The 22,973-nt window shown below is 29.9% G+C and carries 21 protein-coding genes and 2 riboswitches; of the genes, 20 read left to right on the plus strand and 1 reads right to left on the minus strand.

What is annotated here, in order from left to right; genetic code table 11:
• The first annotated feature begins 6 nt into the window (after positions 1 to 6).
• Positions 7 to 119, plus strand: a riboswitch (glycine riboswitch).
• Between the two features lie 103 nt (positions 120 to 222).
• From IR152_RS00605 to IR152_RS00665, 14 genes are all read left to right on the plus strand, one after another.
• Positions 223 to 594, plus strand: coding sequence for a GrdX family protein (locus IR152_RS00605; RefSeq protein WP_227449907.1), 372 nt, complete (start codon positions 223 to 225; stop codon positions 592 to 594).
• Positions 595 to 688: 94 nt separating this feature from the next.
• Complete coding sequence (trxB, locus tag IR152_RS00610; RefSeq protein ID WP_227449908.1) at positions 689 to 1,636, plus strand: thioredoxin-disulfide reductase; 948 nt, start codon at positions 689 to 691, stop codon at positions 1,634 to 1,636.
• Between the two features lie 62 nt (positions 1,637 to 1,698).
• Complete coding sequence (gene trxA / locus IR152_RS00615) at positions 1,699 to 2,016, plus strand: thioredoxin TrxA (protein WP_003416870.1); 318 nt, start codon at positions 1,699 to 1,701, stop codon at positions 2,014 to 2,016.
• Positions 2,017 to 2,301: 285 nt separating this feature from the next.
• Positions 2,302 to 3,588, plus strand: a complete 1,287-nt coding sequence (locus IR152_RS00620) for a glycine/sarcosine/betaine reductase component B subunit (RefSeq protein WP_227449909.1) — start codon at positions 2,302 to 2,304, stop codon at positions 3,586 to 3,588.
• Between the two features lie 112 nt (positions 3,589 to 3,700).
• Positions 3,701 to 4,174 (plus strand): glycine/sarcosine/betaine reductase complex selenoprotein A, encoded by a 474-nt coding sequence (gene grdA, locus IR152_RS00625; protein ID WP_011861535.1) that lies wholly within the window; start codon positions 3,701 to 3,703, stop codon positions 4,172 to 4,174.
• 31 nt (positions 4,175 to 4,205) lie between these two features.
• The gene (gene grdB, locus IR152_RS00630; protein ID WP_227449910.1) at positions 4,206 to 5,516 is read left to right on the plus strand and encodes a glycine reductase complex selenoprotein B; all 1,311 of its coding nucleotides are present in this window, start codon (positions 4,206 to 4,208) and stop codon (positions 5,514 to 5,516) included.
• Between the two features lie 241 nt (positions 5,517 to 5,757).
• A complete protein-coding gene (grdC, locus tag IR152_RS00635) occupies positions 5,758 to 7,290 on the plus strand; it encodes a glycine/sarcosine/betaine reductase complex component C subunit beta (protein ID WP_227449911.1) in 1,533 nt (510 codons plus the stop codon).
• Between the two features lie 10 nt (positions 7,291 to 7,300).
• Positions 7,301 to 8,446 (plus strand): glycine/sarcosine/betaine reductase complex component C subunit alpha, encoded by a 1,146-nt coding sequence (gene grdD, locus IR152_RS00640; RefSeq protein WP_227449912.1) that lies wholly within the window; start codon positions 7,301 to 7,303, stop codon positions 8,444 to 8,446.
• 365 nt (positions 8,447 to 8,811) lie between these two features.
• On the plus strand, positions 8,812 to 9,891 hold the full coding sequence (locus IR152_RS00645; RefSeq protein ID WP_227449913.1) for a M24 family metallopeptidase: 1,080 nt from the start codon (positions 8,812 to 8,814) through the stop codon (positions 9,889 to 9,891).
• Between the two features lie 194 nt (positions 9,892 to 10,085).
• Positions 10,086 to 10,358, plus strand: a complete 273-nt coding sequence (locus tag IR152_RS00650; protein ID WP_227449914.1) for a hypothetical protein — start codon at positions 10,086 to 10,088, stop codon at positions 10,356 to 10,358.
• Positions 10,359 to 10,623: 265 nt separating this feature from the next.
• Complete coding sequence (locus IR152_RS20330) at positions 10,624 to 10,761, plus strand: hypothetical protein (protein ID WP_413927456.1); 138 nt, start codon at positions 10,624 to 10,626, stop codon at positions 10,759 to 10,761.
• Positions 10,762 to 10,775: 14 nt separating this feature from the next.
• A complete protein-coding gene (locus IR152_RS20335) occupies positions 10,776 to 11,168 on the plus strand; it encodes an iron-containing alcohol dehydrogenase (protein WP_413927461.1) in 393 nt (130 codons plus the stop codon).
• Positions 11,169 to 11,452: 284 nt separating this feature from the next.
• Positions 11,453 to 12,373: a 5-bromo-4-chloroindolyl phosphate hydrolysis family protein gene (locus IR152_RS00660; protein WP_227449915.1), complete on the plus strand. Its 921-nt coding sequence runs from the start codon at positions 11,453 to 11,455 to the stop codon at positions 12,371 to 12,373.
• Between the two features lie 115 nt (positions 12,374 to 12,488).
• Positions 12,489 to 13,646 (plus strand): toxic anion resistance protein, encoded by a 1,158-nt coding sequence (locus IR152_RS00665; protein WP_227449916.1) that lies wholly within the window; start codon positions 12,489 to 12,491, stop codon positions 13,644 to 13,646.
• A 141-nt stretch (positions 13,647 to 13,787) separates the two neighbouring features.
• On the opposite strand, the gene IR152_RS00670 is transcribed toward IR152_RS00665, so the two are convergent.
• The gene (locus tag IR152_RS00670; RefSeq protein ID WP_227449917.1) at positions 13,788 to 15,287 is read right to left on the minus strand and encodes an IMP dehydrogenase; all 1,500 of its coding nucleotides are present in this window, start codon (positions 15,285 to 15,287) and stop codon (positions 13,788 to 13,790) included.
• Positions 15,288 to 15,972: 685 nt separating this feature from the next.
• Between IR152_RS00670 and IR152_RS00675 the strand changes: the two genes are divergently transcribed.
• The 6 genes from IR152_RS00675 to fsa all read left to right on the plus strand — a co-directional run bounded on the left by IR152_RS00675 (position 15,973) and on the right by fsa (position 22,860).
• A complete protein-coding gene (locus IR152_RS00675) occupies positions 15,973 to 17,397 on the plus strand; it encodes a PTS mannitol transporter subunit IICB (protein ID WP_227449918.1) in 1,425 nt (474 codons plus the stop codon).
• 25 nt (positions 17,398 to 17,422) lie between these two features.
• Complete coding sequence (locus IR152_RS00680; protein ID WP_227449919.1) at positions 17,423 to 19,561, plus strand: BglG family transcription antiterminator; 2,139 nt, start codon at positions 17,423 to 17,425, stop codon at positions 19,559 to 19,561.
• A gap of 29 nt (positions 19,562 to 19,590) precedes the next feature.
• Positions 19,591 to 20,013 (plus strand): PTS sugar transporter subunit IIA, encoded by a 423-nt coding sequence (locus IR152_RS00685; protein ID WP_227449920.1) that lies wholly within the window; start codon positions 19,591 to 19,593, stop codon positions 20,011 to 20,013.
• An 18-nt stretch (positions 20,014 to 20,031) separates the two neighbouring features.
• Positions 20,032 to 21,183, plus strand: a complete 1,152-nt coding sequence (locus IR152_RS00690; protein WP_227449921.1) for a mannitol-1-phosphate 5-dehydrogenase — start codon at positions 20,032 to 20,034, stop codon at positions 21,181 to 21,183.
• Between the two features lie 105 nt (positions 21,184 to 21,288).
• Positions 21,289 to 21,390: riboswitch (purine riboswitch) on the plus strand.
• Positions 21,391 to 21,572: 182 nt separating this feature from the next.
• A complete protein-coding gene (locus tag IR152_RS00695; RefSeq protein ID WP_227449922.1) occupies positions 21,573 to 22,145 on the plus strand; it encodes a xanthine phosphoribosyltransferase in 573 nt (190 codons plus the stop codon).
• Between the two features lie 64 nt (positions 22,146 to 22,209).
• Entirely contained in the window at positions 22,210 to 22,860 is a 651-nt protein-coding gene (gene fsa / locus IR152_RS00700) for a fructose-6-phosphate aldolase (RefSeq protein WP_003423115.1), read from the plus strand.
• Positions 22,861 to 22,973 lie beyond the last annotated feature (113 nt).

Consider the following 22,973-nt stretch of genomic DNA (forward strand, 5'->3'; position numbering starts at 1 on the left):
ATCCGGATGAAGAGTATGGGAGACTGCTTTATAAAAAAGCGACCGAAGGGACAAATTTAATCTTAATTTACCCAAAAGATTAGATGAAATTCTCAGGTAAAGATGACTGTACTTGGACGGGGCTCTGAAAATGATTTTAACAGGGAAGACAAATTGGGAGATTTGTTTTTCCTGTTTTTTATTTATCAAGTAATAAATAAAAGTTTGAAAGAGAGTAAAAAAATGATAATAATTACGAATAATCCAAAAGTAAAAGAAGAAGTTCAAGACAGAGATATTCTATTTAAAGATACAAAGTATATTGGAATCTTAGAAGCAAGTAGGGATTTGATACATGAAGGTTATGAACTTTTATCTCATCCACTTTATGGGAGTGTAAAACCAAATGAAACACCTTACAGAACTGTTATACTAAAGAAAGGAAATCGTTTGGACATAAACTCTTTAACATTAATTGAAGAAGCAATCATTACTGCAAGTAAATTTCAGAATAATAAAAAGACTCCAAAATGGACAGAAAGTGTTCAAGATGATTTTAGAGTAATTGATTATGATATATTTTATAATACAATACAAAGAATGCAGTATGAATAAAGATGTTTATAAAAAGTTGTTAAAACAGCATAAATATTAAATCTAATTTAATATTAAATAAAATGAGAAATTTAATTGGGGAGGATAAGTCAAAATGGAAAATGTGTATGACTTAGTAATAATTGGTTCAGGACCAGCAGGGCTTGCAGCAGGTCTTTATGGAGCAAGAGCAAAGTTGAAAACTCTAATCCTAGAAAAAGATAAGACTGGCGGGCAAATTGTAATAACACATGAAATTGCAAATTATCCAGGGTCAGTTCCAAATGCAACAGGTCCAAGTCTAATAGCTAGAATGGTTGAACAATGTAAAGAGTTTGGAGCAGAAATGCTAAGAGACAACATTGTAGATACTGAACTAGATGGAGATATAAAAGTTTTAAAAGGGGAAAAAGCAGAATATAGAGCAAAAGCAGTAATAATAGGAACAGGAGCAACTCCAAGAAAGATTGGTTGTCCTGGAGAAAAAGAACTTACTGGTAAAGGTGTTTCATATTGTGCAACTTGTGATGCAGATTTCTTTGAAGATTTTGAAGTATTTGTTGTAGGTGGAGGAGACAGTGCATTAGAAGAAGCAATGTATTTAACTAAATTTGCTAGAAAAGTAACAATTGTACATAGAAGACAAGGATTTAGATGTGCTAAGAGTGTTGAAGAAAAAGCAAAAGCTAATCCAAAGATAGAATTTTTACTAGATACAGTAATAGAAGAAATCAAAGGTGATGGAATATTAGAATCAGTCGTATTTAAAAATAAAGTAACTGGAGAAACTCATGAGTACTTTGCAGATGAAGAAGATGGAACAATGGGAGTATTTGTTTTCGTTGGATTGGATGCTCAAACCGATTTATTCAAAGGCAAAATTGATATGGATGAAAAAGGTTACATAATAACTGATGAAGATATGAGAACTAACATACCAGGTGTATTTGCAGCAGGAGATTGTAGATCTAAAACTCTAAGACAGGTTGTAACTGCAACTAATGATGGAGCAATTGCATCTATAGTTGCTGAGAAATATATTGATGAAAAATTTGGGAACTAAAGTCTGTAAATTAAATTTAATGAATAATATTTAAAATAAAAATTTCAAGGGGGAATAAGAAAATGTTAGATTTAGATAAGGCTACATTTGAAGAAGAAGTTTTAAATGCAGAAGGTTTTGTATTTGTTGATTTTTGGAGTGAAGGTTGTGAGCCTTGTAAAGCTTTAATGCCAGATGTTCATAAATTAGCTGAAACTTATGGAGATAAAATAAAATTCTGTAAGATGGATACAACAAAAGCTAGAAGATTAGCTATAAAACAAAAAGTACTAGGTCTTCCAACTATGGCTATATACAAAGATGGGGAAAAAGTAGATGAAGTTACTAAGGATGACGCTACAGTTCCTAATATAGAAAACATGATTAAAAAATACCTTTAATGTGTTGACAAGGTATTAATAATGTAAAAATAAAAGAAGAAATCTACATTTAGTCTGAAGATAAAAGAAAAAAGTTTTTATGATTAACTTTGTTAAAAAAATAATTTTAGGTAAAATAATTTTTTTACAATAAATATTTTTTACTAATAAAACAAAGATTTGAGACATAAAAACACAATAAATATAAAAGATGTCTTTAAGATAAATAAGATAAATTGTAAAATGATATAATTTTGAGAAAAACTCAAATGCATATACACAAATTAAATAACAGGAGGTGCAAGTATGCGTCTTGAATTAGGGAAAATCTTTATAAAAGATGTTCAATTTGGTGATGTAACACAAGTAAAAGATGGAGTATTATTCATCAATAAGCAAGAGATGCTACAAGAAATTGGTGGAGATGAGCATATTAAATCTATAGATATAGAATTAGCTCGTCCAGGTGAAAGCATAAGAATAACACCTGTAAAAGATGTTATTGAACCAAGAGTGAAAGTTGAAGGTAATGGAGGAATATTCCCAGGTATCATGTCTAAGGTTGACACTGTAGGAGAAGGAAAAACTCACGCGTTAAAAGGTGTAGCTGTTGTAACTACTGGAAAAATAGTAGGTTTCCAAGAAGGTATAATAGACATGACTGGAGAAGGAGCTAAGTACACTCCATTTTCTAAATTAAATAATGTGGTAGTAATAGCTGAACCTATTGACGGTTTAAAACAATACGCTCATGAAAAAGCTGTTAGAATGATAGGATTCAAAGCAGCAATGTATTTAGGAGAAGTAGCAAGAAATCTTACTCCAGATGAAGTTTCAGTATATGAAACTAAACCTCTTCTTGAATCAATAAAAGAATATCCAGAACTTCCAAAAGTAGGATATGTTTATATGCTTCAGACTCAAGGTTTATTACATGATACTTATGTATATGGAGTAGATGCAAAACAAATAGTACCAACTTTATTATATCCAACAGAATTAATGGACGGAGCAATTGTAAGTGGTAACTGTGTTTCTGCATGTGACAAAAACCCAAGTTATGTTCATATAAACAATGGGGTTGTTGAAGATTTATATGCAAGACATGGTAAAGATATAAACTTTGTAGGCGTAATTATAACTAATGAAAATGTTTACTTAGCAGATAAAGAAAGATCTTCAAACTGGACTTCTAAATTATGTAAATACTTAGGATTAGATGCAGTTATAGTTTCACAAGAAGGTTTTGGAAATCCTGATACTGACCTTATAATGAACTGTAAGAAGATAGAAATGCAAGGTGTTAAAACAGTTATAGTTACAGATGAATATGCTGGACGTGATGGAGGTTCTCAATCACTTGCAGATGCAGATGTAAGAGCTGATGCTGTTGTAACAGGTGGAAATGCTAACCAAGTTGTAGTACTTCCTAAGTTAGATAAAGTAATTGGTCACCTAGAAGTAGTAGATGTAATAGCTGGTGGTTCTGATGGAAGTTTAAAAGCTGATGGAACTATTGAAGTTGAAATACAAGCTATAACAGGTGCAACTAATGAAACAGGATTTGGCCACTTAACTGCTAAAGGATATTAAGAAGTATTTCATTAAACGATTGAGTAATATTAATAAAACATATTATAGATAAATTATAATAAATGTTATAGATATATAAAAATATATTAGAAATATAATAAGGAGGATTATTATGAGTTTACTTAGTAATAAAAAGGTTCTTATAATAGGTGACCGTGATGGTATACCAGGACCTGCGATAGAAGAATGTGTAAAAACAGTAGAAGGAGCAGAGGTTGTTTTCTCATCTACAGAATGCTTTGTCTGAACTGCTGCTGGGGCTATGGACTTAGAAAATCAAAACAGAGTTAAAGATGCTGCTGATAAATTCGGAGCTGAAAATGTTGTGATTTTACTAGGTGCTGCTGAAGCCGAAGCTGCAGGTCTTGCAGCCGAAACAGTAACTGCTGGAGATCCAACTTTCGCTGGACCACTTGCTGGAGTTGCTTTAGGATTAAGTGTTTACCACGTTGTTGAGGAACCAATAAAATCATTATTTGATGAAAGTGTATATGAAGACCAAATAAGTATGATGGAAATGGTTTTAGAAGTTGAAGAAATAGAAGAAGAAATGTCTGGTATAAGAGAAGAATTTTGTAAATTTTAATGCCTAAAAGCAAAAGGGGTGAAACTAAGAAATGGGAAAACTAAAAGCAGTACATTATATTAATCAGTTCTTTGCTGGTATAGGCGGAGAAGAAAAATCTGATACTAAGCCACACGTGGCAGAAACTTTACCTCCAATAAGTTTACAACTTGATAAATTATTAGGTGAAGATATTGAAATAGTTGGAACAGTAGTTTGTGGAGATAGCTATTTCAATGAAAATATTGATAGTGCAAGTGAAGAAGTTTTAGCAATGGTAAAAGGTTTTGAACCACAACTTTTCATAGCTGGTCCTGCGTTTAATGCTGGTAGATATGGAGTTGCTGCTGGAACAATAACTAAAGTTGTGAAAGATGCTTTAAATATACCAGCTTTAACAGGTATGTATGTTGAAAATCCAGGAGCAGATATGTTCAAAAAGGATGTTTATGTAGTAGAAACTTCTGATTCTGCAGCAGGTATGAGAAAAGCACTTCCTAAGATAGCTAAACTTGCAGTAAAACTTGCTAATGGAGAAGAAATTGGAACTCCTAAAGATGAAGGATACATAGCTAGAGGAATAAGAGTTAACTACTTCCATGAAGACAGAGGTTCTAAGAGAGCAGTTGACATGTTAGTTAAGAAAATAAAAGGTGAACCATTTGAAACTGAATACCCAATGCCAAACTTTGATAGAGTTGACCCAAGTAACGCTGTAAAAGATTTATCAAAATGCAAAATAGCTTTAGTTACTTCTGGTGGTATAGTTCCAAAAGGAAATCCAGATAGAATAGAGTCTTCTTCAGCTTCTAAATACGGAACTTATTCTATAGCAGGAGTTATGGATTTAACAGAAGAGACTTATGAAACTGCACATGGTGGATATGACCCAGTGTATGCAAATTTAGATGCAGATAGAGTATTACCTGTTGATGTTCTTAGAGATTTAGAAAAAGAAGGTGTAATTGGAAAATTACATGAAACTTTCTATACAACTGTAGGTAATGGTACATCTGTTGCAAACTCTAAAAAATATGCTTCTGAAATTGGAGCAGCATTAGTGGCTGATGGTGTAGATGCAGTAATATTAACTTCTACATGAGGTACTTGTACTCGTTGCGGTGCAACGATGGTAAAAGAAATAGAAAAAACTGGACTTCCAGTAGTTCATATGTGTACAGTAGTACCTATTTCATTAACAGTAGGAGCTAACAGAATAGTTCCAACTATAGCAATACCTCATCCACTTGGAAATCCAGCACTTGACCCTACAGAAGAAAAAGCCCTAAGAAGAGGTCTTGTAGAAAAAGCATTAAATGCTTTAACTACAGAAGTAGATGGTCAAACAGTATTTGAAAAATAAAAATAACACACACATATATTATATAGATAAAAATATAAACACACACTAAAAATAAAAAATAACTATACACAAAAAAATAATATAGATTTCATGAATGGATAAATTGGAGTTATTCATTCATGAAATCTTAAAAAATGCCAAAATACATAAACAATAATAGAATCAAATATACAATAAAATAATTAGAGTTTTTAATAAGATTAAAAAATAAGTGTTCATAAAATTTATGGAGGTGCACAAAATGACTTATCCAGTTTTAAAAGGGGCAGGCTATGTACTTATTCATACTCCAGATATGATAGTGCAAAATGGAAGTACTTGTACAGTTGAAAGAGCAACAAATCCAGATTCAGAATTTTTAAAAGAAGTAAGTAATCATATAAGAAGTTATGAAGATGTAGTTAACTACATGCCAAATCAAGTTTATATAGGAAATAGAAGACCAGAAGAATTAAGAGATTTACAAATGCCATGGTGTGAACAAAAGATTGAGGGAACTAGAAATGGTAAGTTTGGAGAAATAATGCCTCAAGATGAGTTCATAGCTTTAATGCAAATAAGTGATGCATTTGATTTAGTAAAATTATCGCAAGAATTTATTGATGAAGTAAAACCAAAAATCGAAAATAACTACCCTGAAATTGCACCATTTTTAGGCAAATTAAAGGGTGATGATATAGAAGAAGGTAAAGAATTAGTAGCAACACACATAGCTGAAGGATTATACCATGATGGAAAATTCGTTGGTTATGTAAAAAGAGCACATGATGTAGATGTTAACTTAAATGCCCATACAATGTTTGAAAATCTAGTAGTAAAAGCATCTGGAGTTTTATCTGCTATTCAAATGCTAAGACATAGCAAAATAGACCCTGCTGTAATAGATTATGTTATTGAGTGTTCAGAAGAAGCTTGTGGAGACATAAACCAAAGAGGTGGAGGAAACTTTGCTAAATCAATAGCTGAGATAGTAGGGCTTCAAAATGCAACTGGTTCTGACACAAGAGGATTTTGTGCAGCACCAACACATGCATTAATTCAAGCAGCAGCTTTAGTAAAAGCTGGTATACATAAAAATGTAATGGTAGTAGCAGGTGGAGCAAGTGCTAAACTTGGAATGAATGCTAAAGACCATGTTAAAAAAGGTCTTCCTGTACTTGAAGATGTTGTTGGAGGATTTGCAGTACTTGTATCTGAAAATGATGGTGTAAATCCAGTTATAAGAACTGATTTAACAGGTAAGCATACTGTTGGAACTGGTTCTTCACCTCAAGCAGTTATGACAGCACTTATAACTTCAGGTCTTGATAGAGCTAATTTAAAAATAACAGATGTTGATGTATATTCAGTTGAAATGCAAAACCCAGATATAACTAAGCCAGCAGGAGCAGGAGATGTTCCAGAAGCAAACTACAAAATGATAGGTGCACTTGCTGTTAAACGTGGAGACTTAGAAAAGAAAGAATTAAAAGATTTTGTTTCTAATAAAGGGCTACCAGGATGGGCGCCAACTCAAGGGCATATACCATCAGGAGCTCCTTATATAGGATTTTTAATAGATGATTTAACTACAGGAGATAGAAATAGAGCTATGATAGTTGGAAAAGGTAGCTTATTCTTAGGAAGAATGACTAACTTATTTGATGGAGTATCTTTCATAGCTGAAAGAAATACAGGTATTACTGAAGAGACTTCAGGAATATCTAAGGATGAAATTAAAAAGATAATAGCTGAATCTATGAAAAAACTAGCATTAGATATGTTAGAAGAATAGGGGTGAGGATATGTCAAAAAAAGTAATTGCAGATGTATTCTTAGAAGTAGCTAATGCAATAGAAAGCGGCGAATTTGGTAAAAAAGTAAAAATTGGTGTTACTACACTTGGAAGTGAACATGGTGTAGAAAATATGGTTAATGGTGCACAATTAGCAAAGTCTAATTTGTTTGATATTGTACTTATTGGACCAAAAGTGGAAACTGACCTTGAAGTAGTTGAAGTTAATGATGAAAAAGAAATGCATGTAAAAATGGAAGAATTATTAGATTCAGGATATATTGATGCTTGTGTTACTATGCATTATAATTTTCCAATAGGTGTATCTACAGTAGGTAGAGTAATAACTCCAGCAAAAGGAAAAGAAATGATACTTGCAACAACAACAGGAACAAGTGCTACTAATAGAATAGAAGCAATGGTGAGAAATGCCATTTATGGTATTGCCACAGCTAAATCAATGGGTAATAAATGCCCAAAAGTTGGAATACTGAATGTTGATGGAGCAAGACAAGTTGAGAAATGTTTAAAAGAATTAAAAGATAATGGATATGACATGGAATTTGCTGATTCAATTAGAGCAGATGGTGGGTGCGTAATGAGAGGTAATGATTTACTTGTAGGTGCTCCTGATGTTATGGTTACTGATACATTATCTGGAAATATATTTATGAAAGTATTTTCTTCATATACTACAGGTGGAGATTATGAAGCTCAAGGCTTTGGATATGGTCCTGGGGTTGGAGAGGACTATGATAGAAGAGTTCTTATAGTATCAAGAGCATCAGGTTCTCCAGTAGTAGCAAATGCGTTAAAATATGCTTATGATGTTGTAAAGGGAGATATAAGTAATGTTGCAAGAAATGAATTTGCAAAGGTTAAAAAAGCAAAATTTGATGATATTATAGCCTCTCTTACTAAAAAAGAAGTTAAAGCTGAAAAAGTAGAAGTTAAAATGCCAGATAAAGAGGTTGTTACTCGTCAAATAGCTGGTGTTGATATAATGGATTTAGAGGATGCAGTATCTGAGTTATGGAAAAATGGAATCTATGCTGAAAGTGGTATGGGTTGTACAGGTCCAATAGTTTTAGTAAATGAAGCTAAAGGGGATTTAGCAGTTGAAACTTTAGTTAAAGCTGGACATACTGCAAAATAAGTATAGATTGTATATGCAAATAAGAACATATAGCCATAATCTTATTGATTATGGTTATATGTTCTTTTTATTAAGTAAATAGTTATGCTAAAGTACTTAAACCTTTAAATTTACATGAGTAAAACTTATATAGAGTGAAAAATTTAGCACGAGGAAGATAATCTTTTTTAGTAGTTTTAATAGCTTTTATAAGAAGAAATATAGTTTGTAAGTGTAGATACACACTAAATGAAAAATAAAGAAATGTTAAAGTAAAATTAATAAAATATAAAAAATTTTAGAAATAAAATATCTATTAGATAAAAAGAATATTAATTAGTGATATAATACAACTAATATAAAATTGATTATTTGGAGGCAAAATCATGAACAGAGTAAAAAAGGTAGTAGAATTGTTGGAATCTAAAGGTCTTGATGCACTGTATCTAACAAAGAAAACTAATGTAAACTATATAAGTGGTTTTCCTGATGAAGAAGCATATGCAGTGATTTGTAAAGATGGAAACTTTTTGGTTACTGATAGTAGATATATGGAGCTTGCAGAAAGTATTTGTAAAGGTTTTGAAATTATAAATTGGCATAATTTTGATAGAAGTGTGGCAAAAGCAGTTAAAAGTGTATGTGATAAAGTAGGTATAAAAAAACTTGGATTTGAAAGAACTAATATAGTATTTGATAAATATGAAGAACTTAAAAATCTGATTGAGAAAGATAATGGAAAATTAATAGCTACAGAAAATATTGTAGAGGCTTTGAGATATGTAAAAGACGAAGAAGAAATCAACAATACAAGAAAAGCTTGTGAAATAGCGGATAAGGCATTAGAAGAATTGATTCCACATATAAAAGCTGGAGTTAGCGAAATTGAATTAGCTACAAAGTTGGAGTACTTTATGAAGATGAATGGAGCACAAAATATAGGATTTGAGACTATATTGATATCAGGTGCAAAGACTTCGTTACTTCATGGTAAACCTAGTGATAAGATTATAGAAAAAGGCGACTTTGTACTTATAGATTATGGTGCTATGTATAATGGTTATATATCTGATACAACTAGAACTTTTATAGTTGGAGAAGCTTCCGAAAAGCAATTAGAGGTATATAATTTGGTTAAGGAAGCACAAAATGTAGGGGTTGAAAACATGAAAGCTGGTGTACATGCTACAATTCCAGACACTGAAATAAGAAAAGTTGTCAAGAAATATGAAAACTATTACTATCAAGGTATAGGGCATGGAGTTGGTAGAGATGTTCATGAAGAACCTTTCATTGGTAATTATGGTGATAAAATCATAGAAGAGGGATGCATAATAACAATGGAACCAGGTATTTATTTCCCTGGATGGGGTGGAGTCAGAATAGAAGATACTGTTTTGATTACCAAAAATGGTCCAGAAAGACTTACTAAATTCCCTAAAAATTTGATGATTTTAGATAAATAGTTTGATTTTTATGTATTTTTTTACATAAACATAGCATAATCTCACCATTAAGCTCTCTTTACATATTATAGTAAAGAGGGCTTAATTTTATTGTGTGAGGTGATAATATCCATGTATAAAAAACATAAATTTATAAAAAGTATAAAAAAGCATGGTATAAAATCAAATTAATTGATAGGTGTCTTATAATTATAATGGTAATACTAATGTTTCAATCCATATACAATTTATTTGTTTATGAAAAGAAAATACCTATTAATATCAATGAAGAAATTGAAGAAGGAGAAACTAGTGAATTACAAATTATTATAGACACTGTAATTTGTGTAGTAGCATTAATAGTACTTTTTGTTGTAAGGAATTTTACGAATACAACATCAGCTTCTTTAGGTACTATTTCACAGATGAGAGATTTTGTCTCAGGATGTGTGGGTTTTTTGCTAGGTTGTCCAAGTAGACCTGACTAGAAGTATGATTATTAATAAAAATATTGTTAAAAGTATTGGTATAATAATATTTAAATATAACTCATCCAAGTGTACGGGAAAATCTAGCAGTGGAATTTGAAAAAAGATTTAAGGAAAAATATTAATAATAGAGAGAGGGCAAGAATGGAAGCACTTAGAGTAGTTCCAAAATATTTTATTTTGATACATTCAAAGAATTTAACAAGAAATTTAAAATAGAGAAAATGATTTAGTAATTACTAATGAATTTATATATGAGCCATACATGAAACCTATTGGAATAGATACAAATTTAATTTTTCAAGAAAAGTTTGGAACGGGTAGTGAAGTAACAAATGTAGCTATTGCAGAGTTAAAATCTAAACATACTAAAAAAGGTCTTGCAGTAGAAGAACCTATGTAGACTATGCAGTATTAATTCCAGAGACCGTAAAAGGATTACCTCATAAATTCTTTGTTACAAGTTCAGTGGATGCGCTTATACATGCTATTGAGTCTTATCTTTCTCCAAAAGCAAGCCCATTTACGGAGATGTATCCTAGAAAAAATCCTAATGGAAAAATTACAAAGTGTACAAAAATTTTAGCAGATACCCTTGAATGTGACCTTAATTGTGATTTTTACGGAGAATTAGAAAAGTTTTTAAATAAATTAATAGCTAAAAAAGCTTTAAGAGAGTATGGAATGTTAGAAAGTCAGATAGATGAATTTACAGATAGTACAATTACCAATCAACAAAGATTATTTGCTAATAATTATGTAGAAATTAGCAGAGAAGAGATAAGAGAAATATTTGCAAATCTTTATTAGTTATAATTTTCATTTATATGTATAGCTAAGATAGACAATGTTAATTATATTTATATAAAAATAAAAATGAGGGAACTTAAATTTAATAAAAGTTAAGTTCTCTTATTTTTATATGGAGTTAAATATAAGTATATTTTTGATTTAAAATATCTCTATATTTAAGTCTATTACTTTATTTGAAATAATTTGTAGAAATTCAAATTCCTTGACAGTAATAAGTAAGTAATTGTATAATCAAACTGCAATATATTAATAATATTAGTAAGAATGAAAGGATATAAACTATGTATAAATCAGAAAATTTTTCCAAAAAATCTGTGTTAATAAATTCATTTTTAAGTAAATTTTTAAAAATAATTGGATGGGGTTTGGTAGGCTTATTTACGTTGTCAGCTTTAGTACTTTCAACTATTTCCATTATAATTGGGTGGGCTGTAATACTTCCTATTCAAGTATGTGCAGTATTTTTAATCATAGGTGGAGTTTGTGTTTTTAAAGGTAAGAGATTAGGGAACCAAATTTCTCGTTATAAAAAATATTGTACAATTATAAATAACAGAAATATTATTCCAGTAGAACTTATTGCAGAAAGTACATCTAAATCATTAAATTTTATAATAAAAGATGTACAAAAGATGATAGACAAAAATTACTTTATAAATACTTATATTGATAAAAGAAATAATCAAATTGTGTTGACAAATGAAGCTTTCGTTCCACCAAGATATGAAGATGTAGCATATGAAGTTAAAGAAGAAGAAAAAACTGACGAGGCTAATGAAGTCGATACAATTATAACTAAAGGAATTAATTATTTAAAACAAATAAAAGAAGCTAATAAAAATATTAAATCAGAATCAATGTGTAATAAAATTGTACAAGTAGAAGATGTTACAAGTAAAATATTTGATGTTGTAAAACATGACCCATCAAAACTTACTCAAATACAAAAATTTATGGACTATTATCTTCCAACCACTTTAAAGCTCTTAAATTCATATCATACATTGGAAGGGCAAGGAATAAATAGAGAAAATATAACAACAACTATGGAAAGTATTGAAAATACAATGAGTACGATTGTAGTAGCTTTTGAAAATCAATTGGATTATCTGTTTGAAGATGAAGCAATTGACATATCTACAGATATTACTGTTTTAGAGAACATGTTAGTTCAAGAAGGATTAATGAGTGGTAAATTTTAACTCTAATAGAAAAAATATTCTGTTATTTTTAAACAATTAATTAGCTATAAAGTATAAAAATATGTATTATATAAGGTAATCAGTACTTTATGAAGGAAGAGGAGAGAAAGATATAATGAATAATCTAGATGATATACCAGTTATGCCAACTTTGACGCTTGACCCATTTGGAGAAGAATCAAGCATTAGTGATATAAATAATTCTGACATATTGATGAAAAAGGATGAAAAAGACCCAGAAGAAGAAAAGCTATCTGAATCTGAACGTAAAATGGTGAAGGAATTTGCAGAAAAAATAGATATTACGAATACAAATATGATTTTACAATATGGAGCTGGTGCTCAAAAAAAGGTAGCAGGCTTTTCTGAAACAGCTTTAAAGAGTGTCAAAACAAGAGATTTAGGAGAAGTTGGAGATATGCTTACAAATCTGGTTACTGATTTAAAAGCATTTTCAGCAGATGAAAAAGAACAAGGTGGTTTTTTAGGAATCTTCAAAAAGGCAAATAATAAAATTGCAAATCTAAAAACTAAGTATGATAGTGCAGAAGTAAATGTAGATAAAGTAAGCAAAGAACTTCAAAAGCATCAGGTTAAAATATTGAAAGATATAGCGATGCTTGATAAGATGTATGAATTGAATTTAGCTTATTCAAAAGAACTTACTATGTATATTATAGCAGGAAAACAAAAACTAAAAGATATGAAAGAATATGAGATGCCAAAACTAAGAGAAAAAGCTCGCTTATCTGGTTCAACAGAAGATGCTCAATCTGTAAATGATATGGTTTCACTTTGTGATAGATTTGAAAAGAAGATTCATGACTTAGAATTAACTAGAATGGTATCGCTTCAGATGGCCCCGCAGATAAGATTGGTTCAAAATAGTAATAATCTAATGGCAGAAAAGATTCAATCAACTATAGTAAATACTATTCCATTATGGAAGAATCAAATAGTACTTGCCCTTGGAATTTCTCACTTAAATCAAGCTATGAAAGCACAGCGTGAAGTTAGCGATATGACAAATGAGCTTTTATTAAAGAATGCAGAAACTTTGAAGATGGGAACAATAGAAACAGCAAAAGAATCAGAAAGAGGAATTGTAGATATAGATACAATTAAGAAAACTAATCAATCTTTAATATCTACTATTGATGAGGTAGTTAAGATACAGCATGATGGTAGAATAAAGAGACAAGAGGCGGAAGTTGAGTTATCAAAAATAGAAAATGAACTTAAAAGTAAGCTTCTTGAATTTACAGTTAAATAAAAGAGTATATTAGAAAAGGGGTGTCTCAAAATAAACTTTTTAGTTCATGAGGCACTCTTTTTGTATGAAATAAATATATTTTTATCATTTCAACAATGAAAAAGAGGCTTATCTATTTTGAGACAGCCCCTTTTATTTATATTATAAATTTCTATTATCCTTTAACATAACATCATGAGCTCCACCTTCAACTATACTAGTAGAAGATACAAGTGTAAGCTTAGCATTTTTTTGAAGTTCAGGGATGCTAAGTGCTCCACAGTTACACATAGTAGAACGAACCTTACTTAAAGAAAGAGTTACATTGTCTTTTAAAGAACCAGCATAAGGTACATAAGAGTCAACACCTTCTTCAAAAGAAAGTTTCTTATCTCCACCAAGGTCATATCTTTGCCAGTTTCTAGCACGAGCAGAACCTTCTCCCCAATACTCTTTCATGTAACTACCATTTATATTAACTTTGTTAGTTGGACTCTCATCAAAACGAGAGAAGTATCTACCAAGCATTATAAAATCTGCACCCATAGCTAAAGCTAAAGTTATATGATGGTCATAGACGATACCACCATCAGAACAAATTGGAATGTAAATACCTGTTTTTTCAAAGTATTCATCTCTAGCTTGAGCAACTTCAATTATAGAAGTAGCTTGTCCACGTCCTATACCTTTTTGTTCACGAGTTATACATATAGAACCACCACCGATACCAACTTTAACAAAGTCAGCACCAGCTTCAGCTAGATAAAGGAATCCTTCACGGTCAACTACATTTCCAGCTCCAACCTTAACTGTATCACCATATTTTTCACGAATGAAATCAAGAGTTATTTTTTGCCATTCAGAAAAACCTTCTGAAGAATCTATACATAAAACATCAGCACCAGCTTCAACTAAAGCAGGAACACGTTCAGCAAAATCTCTAGTATTAATACCAGCTCCAACTACGTATCTTTTAGAAGAATCTAAAAGTTCAAGTGGATTTTCTTTATGAGAAGAGTAATCTTTACGGAATACCATATACATAAGATTACCATTATCATCAAGTACAGGAAGAGAATTAAGTTTGTGGTCCCATATAATGTTGTTTGCTTCTTTTAAAGTAACATCTTTGTTAGCATAAACTATAGATGACATAGGAGTCATAAATTCACTGACCTTAGTATCTAAATCCATACGACTTATACGATAATCACGACTTGCGACAATACCTAATAATTTACCAGTTGAAGTTCCATCTTCAGTAACAGCAACTGTAGAATGCCCAGTTTTTTCTTTTAATTCAAGTATGTCTCTTAATGTGTTATCAGGTTTAATATTTGAATCACTTACAACAAAACCAGCCTTGTGGGATTTAACACGTGCTACCATAGCAGCTTCATCTTCAATAGTTTGAGAACCGTATATAAATGAAATACCACCTTCTTTAGCAAGTGCAATAGCCATCTTGTCATCAGAAACGGATTGCATAATAGCAGAAGTCAAAGGTATATTCATATAAATATCTGCTTCCTCGCCCTTTTTAAATTTAGTAACAGGTGTTTTTAAACTTACATTAGCAGGTATACAATCAGTAGAAGAGAAACCTGGTACAAGAAGGTATTCACTGAAAGTATGTGATGGTGTATCAAAATAAAACGCCATTTTTTAATCACTCCTTATATTTTTATACTTTTTATAATTGATAGTATTAATTATAACTTATTCTTTAATTTTATTAAAGTATTTTGTCAAATATTGAGATTTTTGAAAAATTTAAACTATTTTAATTGAATTTGTTTAATATATATTGCCTTATAGGGTAAAGTTGTATATTAAATAATGTTTAGTATTTGATAGTAGCTAATTTGAAATTAATCTTTAGTTATTCATATATTATACTTGTATATTTTATATTGATAATATTACCATAGAGTGTATAAATCCAAAAAGTACAGATAAATTAAGTCTATATTAGTATATCCAAAAGTACCTTTAATAAATTTATTTAATTGAATTATTATTGCCTTTTCCATTAAATTTAAGTAGTTTTAAAGTAATAAAGTATTCTAGTTTTGATTAGTTCTAAAATAATAATACATCCTATTCTATTAAAAAAAGATATTATAAATTTAAATATTTTATAAAAATAGTATTATTTGCATAACTAAATACTCTAAAATACTACATAAATAAAATTAAACAAAAACTAAAATGATAAATGTCATTATCTCAAGTGACATAGAAACGGTTTCTTAAAGTTGTTACTATAAAGTATAAACTCTATAATAAAAGTATAACAAAAGGGAATCATATCAATATAGAATATAATTCAAATGGAGGTAAAATTATGAGTAGTTCTAATCAATCAATAATAAAGACATCTATACAGCGAATCGGGAAATTTTTGAGTGGTATGGTAATGCCAAATATAGGAGCTTTTATAGCGTGGGGTCTTATAACAGCATTATTTATACCAACAGGATGGATGCCTAATGAAAAATTGAGTACTATAGGCGACCCAATGATAAAATACCTTTTACCACTATTGATAGCTTATACTGGTGGTAAAGCAATAGCAGGACAAAGAGGTGGCGTAATAGGTGCAGCAGCAGCTATGGGAGTAATTGTTGGAGCAGATATACCGATGTTTATCGGAGCAATGATAATGGGACCATTTGCAGGATGGGTAATTAAGAAGTTTGATAAATTTGTAGATGGGAAAATACCAACAGGATTTGAAATGTTAGTAAATAACTTTTCAATAGGTATAATAGGTATGCTTCTTGCAATATTAGGATTTTATGCAATTGGACCAGCAATAGTAGCAGGTACAGCTCTTATAGAATCTGGAGTTCAATTTATAGTTAGCAGAAGTTTATTACCTTTAGTTTCAGTATTTATAGAGCCTGGAAAAGTATTATTCTTAAACAATGCAATAAATCATGGTATATTAGGACCTATAGGTATAGCCGAGGCAAAAGAAGCAGGTAAATCTATAATGTTCTTATTAGAAAGTAACCCTGGACCAGGTTTAGGAGTTCTATTAGCTTATTGGATGTTTAGTAGAGGAAGTGTAAAACAATCATCACCAGGAGCTGTAATAATACATTTCTTTGGTGGTATCCATGAAATCTACTTCCCATATATTTTAATGAATCCAGTTTTAATATTAGCTACAATAGCAGGTGGAGCAGCAGGAATATTAACTTTCTCAATATTAGGAGCTGGTCTTGTAGCAGCACCATCACCAGGAAGTATATTTGCACTTATGGCACTAGCTCCAAAGGGAGGATTGCTTCCAGTGTTAGCAGGAGTTGCAGTGGCAACAGTTGTATCATTCTTAGTAGCAGCACCATTTGTTAAGAGAGCTTCAGCAAATCAAAGCGAAGAAGACAGTACTTCTTTAGAAGAAGCTAAAGCAAAAATGAGTGATATGAAATCTGTAAGTAAGAATTCTGAGAAAATTGTTGAGGAAAAACAGCTTGAAGTAAATGAAATTAAGAAGATTGTATTTGCATGTGATGCAGGAATGGGTTCTAGTGCAATGGGAGCTTCTAGATTTAAAAATAGAATAAAAAACTTAGATTTAAATATAGAAATTACAAATTCATCTGTTGACAATCTTCCAGATGATACACAAATAGTAGTAACTCATAGTACACTAGTTGAAAGAGTTTCTAAGAATAATTCAAGTGTTGAGATAGTTTCAATAAACAACTTTTTAAATGACCCAAATTTAGATGCATTATTTAAAAGATTAGAATCTAAATAAAAATAAAAAGTACCACTAATTAGGAGTGGATAATTTGAAAAGAAAGAAGATTACATCTAGACAAAAAAAGATAATACTAATGATAGTAGAAAATTCAAAGAAAAATATCCCAATAACTATTTCTGAGATTGCAGGGGAGTTGGAGCTAAGTTCAAGAACTGTACTTAGAGATATGTCTGGAATTGAAAAATGGTTTGATGAAAATGATTTTAACTTTGTAAAAAAACCAGGTGTGGGATTGATTTTAGAAGAAAATGTAGAAAATCAAAACTTTATAATTGAGTTGTTAGAAGAAGAGAAGATAGAAAAAGAATATAGCAAGGAAGAGAGAAATTTAATTATATTATCAAAGCTACTAGTTTCTAATGAGCCAGTAAAATCTTATTATTTTACAAAAATATTAAAGGTATCTGAAGGGGTGCTGAATAATGATTTTGCCTCAGCAAGTAAATGGTTGAAAAGATTTGATATTGAGCTTGTTAGAAAACCAGGACTTGGTGTGTATCTAAAAGGGCAAGAAAAAAGCTTTAGAGAGGCATATGTAAATCTTATATATGATTCATTCAATGAAAAAGAAATACTAGATATGGTCAGAAATATAAGTGAAAATATACAGACAGATAAAGCGATAGAAATTTTAAGTGAAAATAGACTTTTAAATTTGATGGATAGGTGCATAATAAGAAAAGTTGAAAGTACATTAACAAAGAAGCTTTCAGACTTAGATGTAAATTTAGCTGATAGTGCATATATAGGGCTTGTAGTTCATATTTCATTGGCCTTACAGAGGATAAAAAATGGTGAAAATATAACTATGGACAAAGAGTTTCTAAAAGAATTATCTATGACAGAAGAGTTTAAATTAGCTCAAGAAATCGTAAAAGGTATGGAAATAGATTTTAGTATGGATATACCATTAGATGAAGTTGGATATATAACTATGCACATAAGAGGTGCAAAGCAGAGGTTATCTTCAAATCATAAAGCTTTAAACTTAGATGATATAGAGGTAATGGATATTACAAATAAGATGATAGATTTAGCTGAAGATGAATTTAAAATAAGCCTGAAAAATGACAAGAGACTGTTTAAAGACCTAGCAAATCACTTAGGACCTTCTATAAATAGATTGAACATGGGGTTAGAAATAAGAAATCCTCTTTTAGAAGAAATAAAAAGCAAGTATTCATATGCCTACAATGGCGTTGAAAAAATTTCTAGAATTATAAAAGAGAAACTAAATATAAATTCAATTCCTGAATCTGAAATAGGATATATTGCAATGCACTTTGCATCAGCCATAGAAAAAAATCTGATGATGTATACTAATATAAATATTGTTGTAGCATGTCCAACTGGAATAGGTACTTCAAGATTCTTATCAACTAAGATTGAAAACAAATTTCCCAATTTAAATATACTTGAAACCATTTCAGCTATAAATATAGATGAAGAGTATTTGAGGGAAAAAGAAGTTGATTTAATTGTGTCTACAGTAGAATTAAATACAAATTTAGATTATATATGTGTAGGTCCATTTATGAGTTTAGATGACGAACAGATAATCAAGGAAAAAATAAAGTCTATAGCTCAAAATAAATTAATTAATTTAAATGTAAAAAATGATACTAAAAATAAGAATAAAGTATACGAACAGATAACAGAAAGTATGAATATAGGAAAAGATATTCTTCAATTTTTAGAGGAAATTCGATTTGAAAAATTTGAAAGTAAAGATTTAAGTGAGCTTATTGTAGACTCATCAAAAATATTTGTAAAATCTAGTGAAGATATAATATCTATAGAAGAATCTTTAAAAGAAAGATTAAAAATTTCAATTCCATATATAGAAGAATCAAAAATTCTGTTGTTACATTGTATGAATGAAAGAATAGATATTATGAAGTTAGCGATAATAAAACTAGAGAATGGAATTATGCTAGATTCAAATGAAGAAATCGACAATGTAGTTTTTATGTTACTTCCTAAAAATTCACCAAGTTATCAAAGACAAATAATGAGTGAAATAAGTGGTTCGCTAATAGATAACATAATTTTTACTAATAAAATAAATAAATTTTCTATAGAAGAGATGAGATTAGAAATAAAAGATATAGTTTTTAATTTTTATACAAACAGATTAAAAGTATTTATAGATAAATAAAATTAATATTAAAAAGGAAGGTTGATATTATGAGTAAAGTATTGAATGAGAATAATATATTTTTAGGATTAGATAGTGTTTCAAAGGAAGAAGCTATAACTTTAGCAGGAAGAAAATTAGTTGAAAATGGATATGTAAAAGAAGATTATATACCAGCAATGTTAGAAAGAGAAAAAGTAATGACTACATATATGGGAATGGGAGTTGCTATTCCACATGGTGTAAACGAAGCAAAAAAAGAAATATTATCTTCAGGAATAGTTATATTACAATTCCCTAATGGTATAGACTTTGATGGAGAAAAAGCATATTTATTAATAGGAATAGCTGGTGTTGGAGATGAACATTTAGAAATACTATCCAATATAGCAGTAGTTTTAGATGATGATTTAACAGAAAGACTAAAAAATTCAAATGACAAACAAGCTTTTATGGAAGCTTTTGCCAACTAATCTTAGGAGGAACTTAAAATGAAAAAGGCAATTCAGTTTGGAGCAGGAAATATTGGAAGAGGATTTATTGGAGGTTTATTAGTTAAATCAGGTTATCATGTAGTATTTGCTGATGTAAACGAAGAGATATTAAACTCAATAAACAAAGATAAAAAATATACTATACGCATAAGAGATGTAGAATGTATAGATGAAGTAATTGATAATATAAGTGCAGTTTCATCTATAAAAGAAGAAATAATAGATGAGATTGTAGAGGCTGAAATAATAACTACAGCAGTTGGACCTTTAGTTTTGACTAAAATAGCTTCTACAATTGCAAAAGGTATAAAGACTAGAAAAGAAAAGGGATTAACAAGTAATCTAAATATAATAGCTTGTGAAAATGCAATATATGCAAGTTCTTCTTTAAAAGAAGAGGTACTTAAATATTTGAATGAGGAAGAAGTCGAGTATTTAGAGATGTATGTTGGTTTTCCAAACTGTTCAGTTGATAGAATAGTTCCTCCTGGTAAAAATGAAAATCCTCTTGATGTAACAGTTGAAAATTTTTATGAATGGAATGTTGAAAAGCAAGGATTTAAAGGAGAAATACCAACTATAGTTGGAATGAATTTAGCTGATAATCTTATGGCTTATATAGAACGTAAATTGTTTACACTGAATACAGGTCATGCTATAACAGCTTATATAGGATATTTAAAAGGATATAAGACTATAGAAGAAAGTATAAAAGATGAATACATCTGTGATATAGTTAAAAATGCAATGATAGAAAGTGGAGAAGGGTTAATCAAAAAATACAATTTTGACTCAGAATCACACTATAAATATATTGATAAGATTTTAAATAGATTTAAAAATCCGTATCTTAATGATGATGTAGTAAGAGTTGGAAGAGAGCCATTAAGAAAATTAAGTGATAAAGATAGATTGATTAAACCTTTAATGACAGCAAAATCATATGGCTTATCAGTTGACAATTTGATTCTTGGAATAGGTGCAGCACTTCATTATAACAATAGCGAGGATGCCCAAAGTGTAGAATTACAAGAGTTGATAAAGTCTAATGGAGTAAAAAAAGCTGTTGCTAAAATAGCTAATATAAACAATGATGAAGAACTTTTAAATAATATAGAAAAAAGTTATATATTTATGGAAAATTTATAAATTTACTTGAAAAAATTTAATTCTGATGAAGTATCTATAATATATTACTCTACACAGTTTGAATTATTTGTTGAATAATAGAGAATTATAATATATAATTAAAAAGAATAAATTAATATATTTACCTGTATATTTTTGATAATATGGTTCAAATGTTTCTACCAAGCTACCATTAATAGCTTGACTACAGGAGTGAAGAAGATATAGTTTATACTTATTTTAAATTATATATTAAGTTAATTACTTTGAATTTTAAGCTCCTGTCTATGATATAGACAGGAGCTTTTTTAGTATTTTAATATAAAATACTTACAAGAATAGATAGCAAAATTAGAGTAAATATAATTTTTTTATTAATATAATTTTAGAAAAGGTTAGGTGGGAGTTCAATGAAGGCTTTACAAGAAAAGATATTGAGAGAAGGTAGTGTTTCAGGAAATGATATACTAAGAGTTGATAGCTTTTTAAATCATCAAATTGATGTGGCTTTTTTAAATGAAATAGGAAGAGAGTTTAAAGAGAGATTTAAAGGAGAAAAGGTGGATAAGATATTTACAATAGAAGCTTCAGGAATAGCTATAGCATCAATCGTTTCACAGTATTTTGATAATGCACCTGTAGTATTTGCAAAAAAATCGGAATCTAAAAATTTGGATAAAGATGTATATGAAACTAATGTATATTCATTTACTAAGGCAAGAGAGTATTTGGTTAAAGTTTCTAAAAAGTATATAAACAAAGGTGAAAATATATTGATAGTGGACGATTTCTTGGCAAATGGAAGAGCTGCTCTTGGACTTAAAGATTTAATTGAGCAAGCAGATGCAAACTTAGTTGGAGTAGGAATTGTCATTGAAAAAGGTTTTCAAGCTGGAGGAGCACTTTTAAAGGCTAATGATGTAAGACTAGAGTCTTTGGCAGTAGTTGAGTCTATAGATAATGGAACTGTAAAATTTAGGTAGTTTATGATATTATATACTTGTGCTTAGCACATATTTTAATTATGTAATTATGGAGGATTTTTTTATGAGATTTTTTATAGACACAGCCAATATTGAAGAAATAAAAGAAGCAAATGATTTAGGTGTAATTTGTGGAGTGACTACCAATCCATCTCTAATAGCTAAAGAAGGTAGAGATTTTATAGAGGTAGTTAAAGAAATAAGTGAAATAGTAGATGGACCAATAAGTGCAGAAGTAATAAGTTTAGAGCATAAAGGGATGATAGAGGAAGCAGAAAAACTATCTAAGATACATAAAAATATAGTTATAAAGATACCTATGACAGCAGAAGGTCTAAAGGCAGTGAAAGTGCTGTCAAGTAAAGGTATAAAGACTAATGTTACGCTTATATTCTCTGCTGGACAAGCTCTTTTAGCTGCTAGAGCTGGGGCTACCTATGTAAGTCCTTTTGTTGGAAGATTAGATGATATATCACAAAATGGTCTTGATTTAATTGAAGAAATCGTTGATATATTTAGTGTAAATAGTATTGAGGCTCAAATAATAGTTGCTAGTGTTAGAAATCCAATACATGTTTTACAAGCTGCTAGAATGGGAGCAGATATAGCAACAGTTCCTCTTAAAGTTATAAACCAAATGATTAAGCACCCTTTGACAGACAAAGGAATAGATAGCTTTATGAAGGATTGGGAAGGTGCTTCTTTAAAATTATAATTATAAACTGTGATTATAAGTATATTAAAGAGGCTATTATGGAAATTCTAAGTAATAAGGCTAGGCTATTTTGCCTAGTCTTATTTTGGTGTATAATATATTGAAACATATTA

This window comes from Clostridioides sp. ES-S-0108-01 (assembly GCF_020662285.1).
Lineage (GTDB): Bacteria > Bacillota > Clostridia > Peptostreptococcales > Peptostreptococcaceae > Clostridioides.

Coding starts and splice junctions, on each gene's coding strand:
- IR152_RS00605 (WP_227449907.1), top strand. CDS start 223: ATGATAATAATTACGAATAATCCAAAAGTAAAAGAAGAAGTTCAAGAC.
- trxB (WP_227449908.1), top strand. CDS start 689: ATGGAAAATGTGTATGACTTAGTAATAATTGGTTCAGGACCAGCAGGG.
- trxA (WP_003416870.1), top strand. CDS start 1,699: ATGTTAGATTTAGATAAGGCTACATTTGAAGAAGAAGTTTTAAATGCA.
- IR152_RS00620 (WP_227449909.1), top strand. CDS start 2,302: ATGCGTCTTGAATTAGGGAAAATCTTTATAAAAGATGTTCAATTTGGT.
- grdC (WP_227449911.1), top strand. CDS start 5,758: ATGACTTATCCAGTTTTAAAAGGGGCAGGCTATGTACTTATTCATACT.
- grdD (WP_227449912.1), top strand. CDS start 7,301: ATGTCAAAAAAAGTAATTGCAGATGTATTCTTAGAAGTAGCTAATGCA.
- IR152_RS00645 (WP_227449913.1), top strand. CDS start 8,812: ATGAACAGAGTAAAAAAGGTAGTAGAATTGTTGGAATCTAAAGGTCTT.
- IR152_RS00650 (WP_227449914.1), top strand. CDS start 10,086: ATGGTAATACTAATGTTTCAATCCATATACAATTTATTTGTTTATGAA.
- IR152_RS20330 (WP_413927456.1), top strand. CDS start 10,624: ATGAAACCTATTGGAATAGATACAAATTTAATTTTTCAAGAAAAGTTT.
- IR152_RS00660 (WP_227449915.1), top strand. CDS start 11,453: ATGTATAAATCAGAAAATTTTTCCAAAAAATCTGTGTTAATAAATTCA.
- IR152_RS00665 (WP_227449916.1), top strand. CDS start 12,489: ATGAATAATCTAGATGATATACCAGTTATGCCAACTTTGACGCTTGAC.
- IR152_RS00670 (WP_227449917.1), bottom strand. CDS start 15,287: ATGGCGTTTTATTTTGATACACCATCACATACTTTCAGTGAATACCTT.
- IR152_RS00675 (WP_227449918.1), top strand. CDS start 15,973: ATGAGTAGTTCTAATCAATCAATAATAAAGACATCTATACAGCGAATC.
- IR152_RS00685 (WP_227449920.1), top strand. CDS start 19,591: ATGAGTAAAGTATTGAATGAGAATAATATATTTTTAGGATTAGATAGT.
- IR152_RS00690 (WP_227449921.1), top strand. CDS start 20,032: ATGAAAAAGGCAATTCAGTTTGGAGCAGGAAATATTGGAAGAGGATTT.
- IR152_RS00695 (WP_227449922.1), top strand. CDS start 21,573: ATGAAGGCTTTACAAGAAAAGATATTGAGAGAAGGTAGTGTTTCAGGA.
- fsa (WP_003423115.1), top strand. CDS start 22,210: ATGAGATTTTTTATAGACACAGCCAATATTGAAGAAATAAAAGAAGCA.